The organism is Acidovorax sp. HMWF018, from assembly GCF_003061035.1.
Taxonomy (GTDB): Bacteria; Pseudomonadota; Gammaproteobacteria; order Burkholderiales; family Burkholderiaceae_C; genus Acidovorax; species Acidovorax delafieldii.
On the sequence record NZ_QAIM01000592.1, the window covers coordinates 13,494 to 18,784 of the forward strand.

The following is a 5,291-nucleotide window of genomic DNA, read 5'->3' on the forward strand; positions in this document are numbered from 1 at the left end:
GGCGCACATCGATGGGCTCGCGGTGCCGCGCCAGCACCGCCATGTCGGGCCGCATGATGGCAATTTGCATGCTGGTCGCGCCCAGGTCGGCGCCAATCACCACGCCCAGGGTTTCGCTTAAACGGAGGGTTTCGGCCCGCCGGCCGCCAGAGGATTCCTGCAGGCCCACCTCGTCGAGCAGGCCTTCATCGAGCAGCGCCGCAACCATGGCGTTGGCCTTGCTTTTGGAATACGCGAGGCGCTGCGCCAGCGCATTGCGCGACGCGCCTGCGGACCAGAAGATGGTCTGCAAGACGCCCAGGTCTTCGGCGCCGCAGTGACTCCAGCGGGTGGATGGCAAGGCTTGTCTCCTGTCATGTTTTTGTGCAGCACCTCATGGGGGGGTGCTTGACAGGGATGCTATGCGGTCTACTTTGGCCGGGCAAGACTGAACTTTGACCAAAATTTGTCCAAAGTAAAAAAGTAGTTGGGACCGATGCTCATCGAGACAATACTTTGTAATACGGGACATCCGAGAATTTCGTCGAAGGAATGACGAAACAAGCCAAAAATTGTTCGTGATTTGGAGTCGTCCGCTATAAGCTATTGCCACCACATCGGCCAGTCGTCGTAAGTTTGAGGCTCACTGCGAGCATTGCAGCCAGCCACCAAGACGTTGCAAAAACCACAATCAACCAATAAAAGAATATAAATCATGGATTTAGCAGTTTTAGAAGAGAGACTATCCAGCTTTGGCTCCGGCGGACATTATCTATTTGAATCTTTTATTATTAAATTATTGCAAGCTGAAGCCAATAGCAGGGGTCAAACATTCATTCACCACTCAGGCAATAACATTTCAGCAAGTGATGCCGTAGCGCCAGATGGTTTCGCCGATATTCCGGGACCTGTTTACATTGAAATCGTAAAATCACTAAGTTCAACAAAAGTTCTAAGGGAAGTCATTCGTTATGACAAAAATATCCACTTAAAATCTGGCTCACTACTCTTCATTTCAACAAATTTAATCGGGAATGAAATAGAGGCAGCAAAAAGACTTTCGCCCACTTTAAGAGTAATATTCTGGGGATCCAAAGAAATCCAAGAATTAGTCAACAAGCATCAAGATGTATCGTCAGAACTGGCAAACAATCTATTCTCCAACCGCCTGAGAGTGGCGATAGAGGGTAAGGAAGATGATTGGAAAGAACAGCGCAAATCAGTTACCAGTGCAGTTAGAGAGAGCTATATTTCCGGTCGCTTTTCATTACTACTGGGTGCTGGCGTTTCGAGCAGTGCCGGACTACCTGATTGGGATACGCTCTTAAACTCTTTATTTGTTTCAATGTTGACGGAAGACGGCGTTGGTGGAAAAAACGCGGATCAAGATCAGATTGCGAGCATCGTTAAGCGTCTAAGGCATATTGATGGGCCGTCAGCAATTACCTTAGCCAGATACATAAGAAAAGGAATTACTGCCGACTCGCAGTCAGAACAGGGCAAGTTCATTGAAGCCGTAACACAACAACTATACGGCTTAAGAAATAAAAAATTCTCTCTAAGCTCCCCGTTAATAAAATCAATAGCGAATCTATGCGCTCCGACTCGAACAGGAGCGAAAGTTAGAGCGGTTCTTACTTACAATTTTGACGATTTAATAGAAAAAGAAATTGAGTCCAGAGGTTTTTCATACAAAAGCATATTTGAAGAAGTGGATATAGCCTCAACCGAAGAACTCCCCATATATCATGTTCACGGCTTCCTGCCAGAGAACAGAGGCAAGTACCAAAATATAAACAAAACAACACTAGTTTTCTCCGAAGAGGGTTACCACCACATTTATAGAGAAGCATATCATTGGTCAAATCTCATACAACTAAACAGCCTAAAAGAAACCACGTGCTTAATGGTTGGACTCTCGCTTACCGACCCAAACCTTAGAAGATTACTAGAAATTTCCGCAAAGTCTACCGACCGACCGAAACACTTCGCATTCATGAAGCGAATCACTTATGATAATTTTTCAACAGAAGATGGAAAGCCTGCGGTTAGAGCGCCAAACTTGGTAATTAAGAAATTCCTCGACAGACACCACAAACTCAACGAGGAAGTTCTTCGCGAGCTTGGCGTTAATATAATATGGTATGAGAAATATGATGAAATCCCATTGATATTACAAGAAATATCAAAAACCATATAATAAATTATTACCCAATGCCCTTCGAATGTTAAATAATTTTGACAATTACCCCCCTCAACGCAACCCCACGTAAAACATCCGCACATCGCTGAACCCCGCCTCACGCAAAACAGTGTCATCCTCCTCCGGCGCCAGTTCAGCTGCCACCTTGTCCCGCGCCCTTGTTAAACCGCCAGCCGGGATGCGACCGCGCCATGTCTTCCAGCTCCAGCCCGAAACCGGCGCCCACCACCAGCACGCGACGGAAGGGCTATAAATTTTGCTCTGTATTTGATAGCTAATTGCGATTTACCAGTAAGCGCTAGAGCCATCTTTTACTCATATTTACGCGGAGTATGCTTGCCTGCAATGCATAGATTGCCCCGCCCGGCCGGGCCGCTACCGCAAATCTCGCGGCAACCCACCTACCGCTTCGCACCAGCGTTCGTAGTCCGCCCGGCGGTCCGCCGTAGTAATCCGCTGCAGCACCGTGTGGTGGGGCCCCAGGTATTCCACGCTGCCCTTCACCACCACATGCACCAGCAGCTCTTCGATACCCGTCGCCTCCCACCAGTCCACATTGCCAGCAGGCTCGTGGATGTAGTCGCCCGGCCGCACCACGCGGCCATCGTTCAGGCGGCGCTCGCCCGCCAGCGTCAGGGCGTGCACCTCGCCTGTGTGGCGGTGCAGGCCCAGCCGCGTGCCGGGCAACAGGCGCATCAGTTCCACCCAACCGGCATCGTCGGGCAAGAACTGAATGGGCAGGGACCACTTGCCTTCGCCTTCAGGAATCCAATCCGCCAGGCCCGCGCGCTCCAGCGTCTGGGCCACGATCAAATCGGCAAGGTGGTTGTTCGTTGTCGTCATCGTCATGTCGCTGCTCCTGGGTAAGTGGCTATTGGTTGATGGCTTGCTTGATTGCTTGATTGCCTGCTTATTGCTCGGGGTGCTGGTGGCGGTATTCCTGCGTGCGGCCGCCAAAGCCGTACGCGGCGGCGCGCACGTCCTGCACGTAGACATAGCTCTCGGGGTGCAGCGCGCCCAGCAGGCCCTCGAAGGCTGCGAACGCCTCGGCGATGTAGCGCGCCTTCTCAGCCTTGGTGTTGGTCTCGTCCACCACCTTGACGTCGAAGTAGAAGCTTGATTGCTTGAGGTCGGCCAGCGACCGGCCGGCGACGTACCAGTCGGCCGGGTCCACAAAGGTTATGACCACGGCCGTCAGGTCGCGCCGCTTGCCGAGCACGCGGGTGGTCAGGTCAAGCAGGGTTTCTGCAATGCGGGCAGACAGCTCGGGCGTGCGTTGGGCAGACACTTTGACGTTGAGGATGGGCATGGAGGGCTCCTGTAAAAACTCATGGGGTTGAACGAGCCTTCACTGTAGAAATTGCGCCCCGCCACGGAAACCTCCCGTGGCGATAATGGCTTTTGCTCCGCACGCAAAGGCGCGCACGATGAAAAAAGAACCCCGCTCCTTCCTCCCCGATCCGGCCGACCTGCGGTGGCTGGTGCGGTCGCTCGACCTGCGCTCGTTTTCTGCTGCGGCGCGTGAGATGGATGTGGCGGTGTCGGTGGTGGCGCGCGGTGTGGACCGGCTGGAGGCCGGCTACGGCGTGCGCTTGCTGCGCCGGTCCACGCACGGCCTGTCGGCCACGCCCGAGGGCGCAGAACTGGCGCAGGAAGCGCGTGCCTTGCTGGCGCAGCTGGAGGACATTGGGGCTTCGCTGTCGGACCAGCGCAGCCGCGTGGCGGGCACCTTGCGCCTGGCCTCCAGCCAGGAGATTTGCGAAGCGCTGGTGCTTCCCCACCTGGCGGACCTGCAGGCGCGCTACCCCGCGCTGCGGGTGGAGCTGCTGGCTGATGACCGTGTGGCCGACCTGGTGACGGAGGGCATCGACGTGGCGCTGCGCACCACTGTGGGCCACAGCGACCTGGTGGTGGCGCGCGAACTGGGCCGGTTCGAGCGGCGCTTGTACGCGGCCCCTGGATATTTGGAACAGCACGGCACGCCTGCCGACCCCAGCGAGCTGCAGCAGCACCACACCGTCACGCACACCGCGCAGGGCCCGGCCGTGACCTGGGTGTTTCGCAATGCACAAGGCAAGCCGCTGGAGGTGACCGTGCGCTCGCGCCTGGCCGCCAGCACTTCGGCCCTGGTGCACCACGCACTGGTGAGCGGCGCGGGCATCGGCATGTTGTCCAGCGCGCTCGCCGCGACCGATGCGGCGCAGGGCCGGTTGGTCGAGGTGCTGGCGCCATTTGCGTCCCGCACCGTGCACACGCTGTACGCGGTGTCGTCACCAGGCCGGCGCAATGCGGCCAGGGTGAAGGCGGTGATTGATTTTCTGACCAAGGCAGCGAAGGAACGGTGGACGCTGGCGCCTGTGCGTTGAGTTTTTTGGCATGCGCCACCTGCTGCCTGGCCGGAGGCGGGCGGCGGGAGGCTGCGGGACCCAGCCGCAAGAGAGACTTGTCCGCCGCCCTGGCCGCGTGCGTGCCGGACACCACCTGACACGCCTTGTTGGCCGCCACGGCCTGCACCCTCCGCCACGCTCAGATGCGCCTCCACCCGCGGCCCGGGCTTGAGCCGCCGCTGGATCTCTGCCGCCATGGCACGCGCTCCTCACGCGGCATAAAGTGAAAAGTTGGCAGGCATGTGCAAGACCAACTAGTCCTGAGCCGCTGGCAACCAGATCGCATCTAGGGAACAACCACTTGCGCGTGAGGTGGTGTTTCTCTGGCCCAAACTACTCCGCTCGCGGCTGGATTGTCAGGGCTCTAACTAACCGTCCGCTCGCAAACCTTGTAGAACATGTGCAGAGGGTTCAGAAGGGGTACGTGGCTCAGCAAACGGTTCGTAATTTTTTAACGCTTCGGCTTGATGCCGTGTTGTTGAAGAACTTCTTTGACTTTGTCGAGTGGCAAGGCTTGTAGCGTGCGCCCCCCGCTGCCTGTCATGGTTTGTGCTTTAAGCATCGCGTTGTAAATGGCCTCCTGGGTGGCTTCCATTGCGGCCTGGAACAGCGGTGTGATGACATCATTAGGGCTACGCTGAACAAGCCCTCGAAATTTCCCGCGCGAACGCGGAAGACGCCATTTTTTGGATTTTGTGGCCTCTTGCGCCGCCCATTTGGGC

General features: G+C 56.1%; 6 protein-coding genes. 2 read left to right on the top strand and 4 right to left on the bottom strand.

Annotated features, from left to right (window positions below; genetic code table 11):
• On the bottom strand, positions 1–340 hold a 340-nt coding region (locus DBR23_RS31745), incomplete at its 3' end, for a winged helix-turn-helix transcriptional regulator (RefSeq protein WP_369882167.1).
• A 354-nt stretch (positions 341–694) separates the two neighbouring features.
• Here DBR23_RS31745 and DBR23_RS25220 point away from each other — a divergent pair.
• The gene (locus tag DBR23_RS25220; protein WP_108499939.1) at positions 695–2,179 is read left to right on the top strand and encodes an SIR2 family protein; all 1,485 of its coding nucleotides are present in this window, start codon (positions 695–697) and stop codon (positions 2,177–2,179) included.
• A gap of 378 nt (positions 2,180–2,557) precedes the next feature.
• On the opposite strand, the gene DBR23_RS25230 is transcribed toward DBR23_RS25220, so the two are convergent.
• Both DBR23_RS25230 and DBR23_RS25235 read right to left on the bottom strand, forming a co-directional pair.
• Entirely contained in the window at positions 2,558–3,031 is a 474-nt protein-coding gene (locus DBR23_RS25230; protein ID WP_108499940.1) for an anti-sigma factor, read from the bottom strand.
• Between the two features lie 61 nt (positions 3,032–3,092).
• Entirely contained in the window at positions 3,093–3,491 is a 399-nt protein-coding gene (locus tag DBR23_RS25235; protein WP_094290820.1) for a 4-oxalocrotonate tautomerase family protein, read from the bottom strand.
• A gap of 118 nt (positions 3,492–3,609) precedes the next feature.
• Here DBR23_RS25235 and DBR23_RS25240 point away from each other — a divergent pair, with 118 nt between their 5' ends.
• A complete protein-coding gene (locus DBR23_RS25240; protein ID WP_108499943.1) occupies positions 3,610–4,548 on the top strand; it encodes a LysR family transcriptional regulator in 939 nt (312 codons plus the stop codon).
• A 472-nt stretch (positions 4,549–5,020) separates the two neighbouring features.
• On the opposite strand, the gene DBR23_RS25250 is transcribed toward DBR23_RS25240, so the two are convergent.
• The coding region (locus DBR23_RS25250; RefSeq protein WP_199227800.1) for a P1 family peptidase at positions 5,021–5,291 on the bottom strand (271 nt) is incomplete at its 5' end.

Bases quoted from the DNA above. Each gene is read 5' to 3' on its own strand.
- DBR23_RS25220 (WP_108499939.1), top strand. From the start codon at position 695: ATGGATTTAGCAGTTTTAGAAGAGAGACTATCCAGCTTTGGCTCCGGC.
- DBR23_RS25230 (WP_108499940.1), bottom strand. From the start codon at position 3,031: ATGACGATGACGACAACGAACAACCACCTTGCCGATTTGATCGTGGCC.
- DBR23_RS25235 (WP_094290820.1), bottom strand. From the start codon at position 3,491: ATGCCCATCCTCAACGTCAAAGTGTCTGCCCAACGCACGCCCGAGCTG.
- DBR23_RS25240 (WP_108499943.1), top strand. From the start codon at position 3,610: ATGAAAAAAGAACCCCGCTCCTTCCTCCCCGATCCGGCCGACCTGCGG.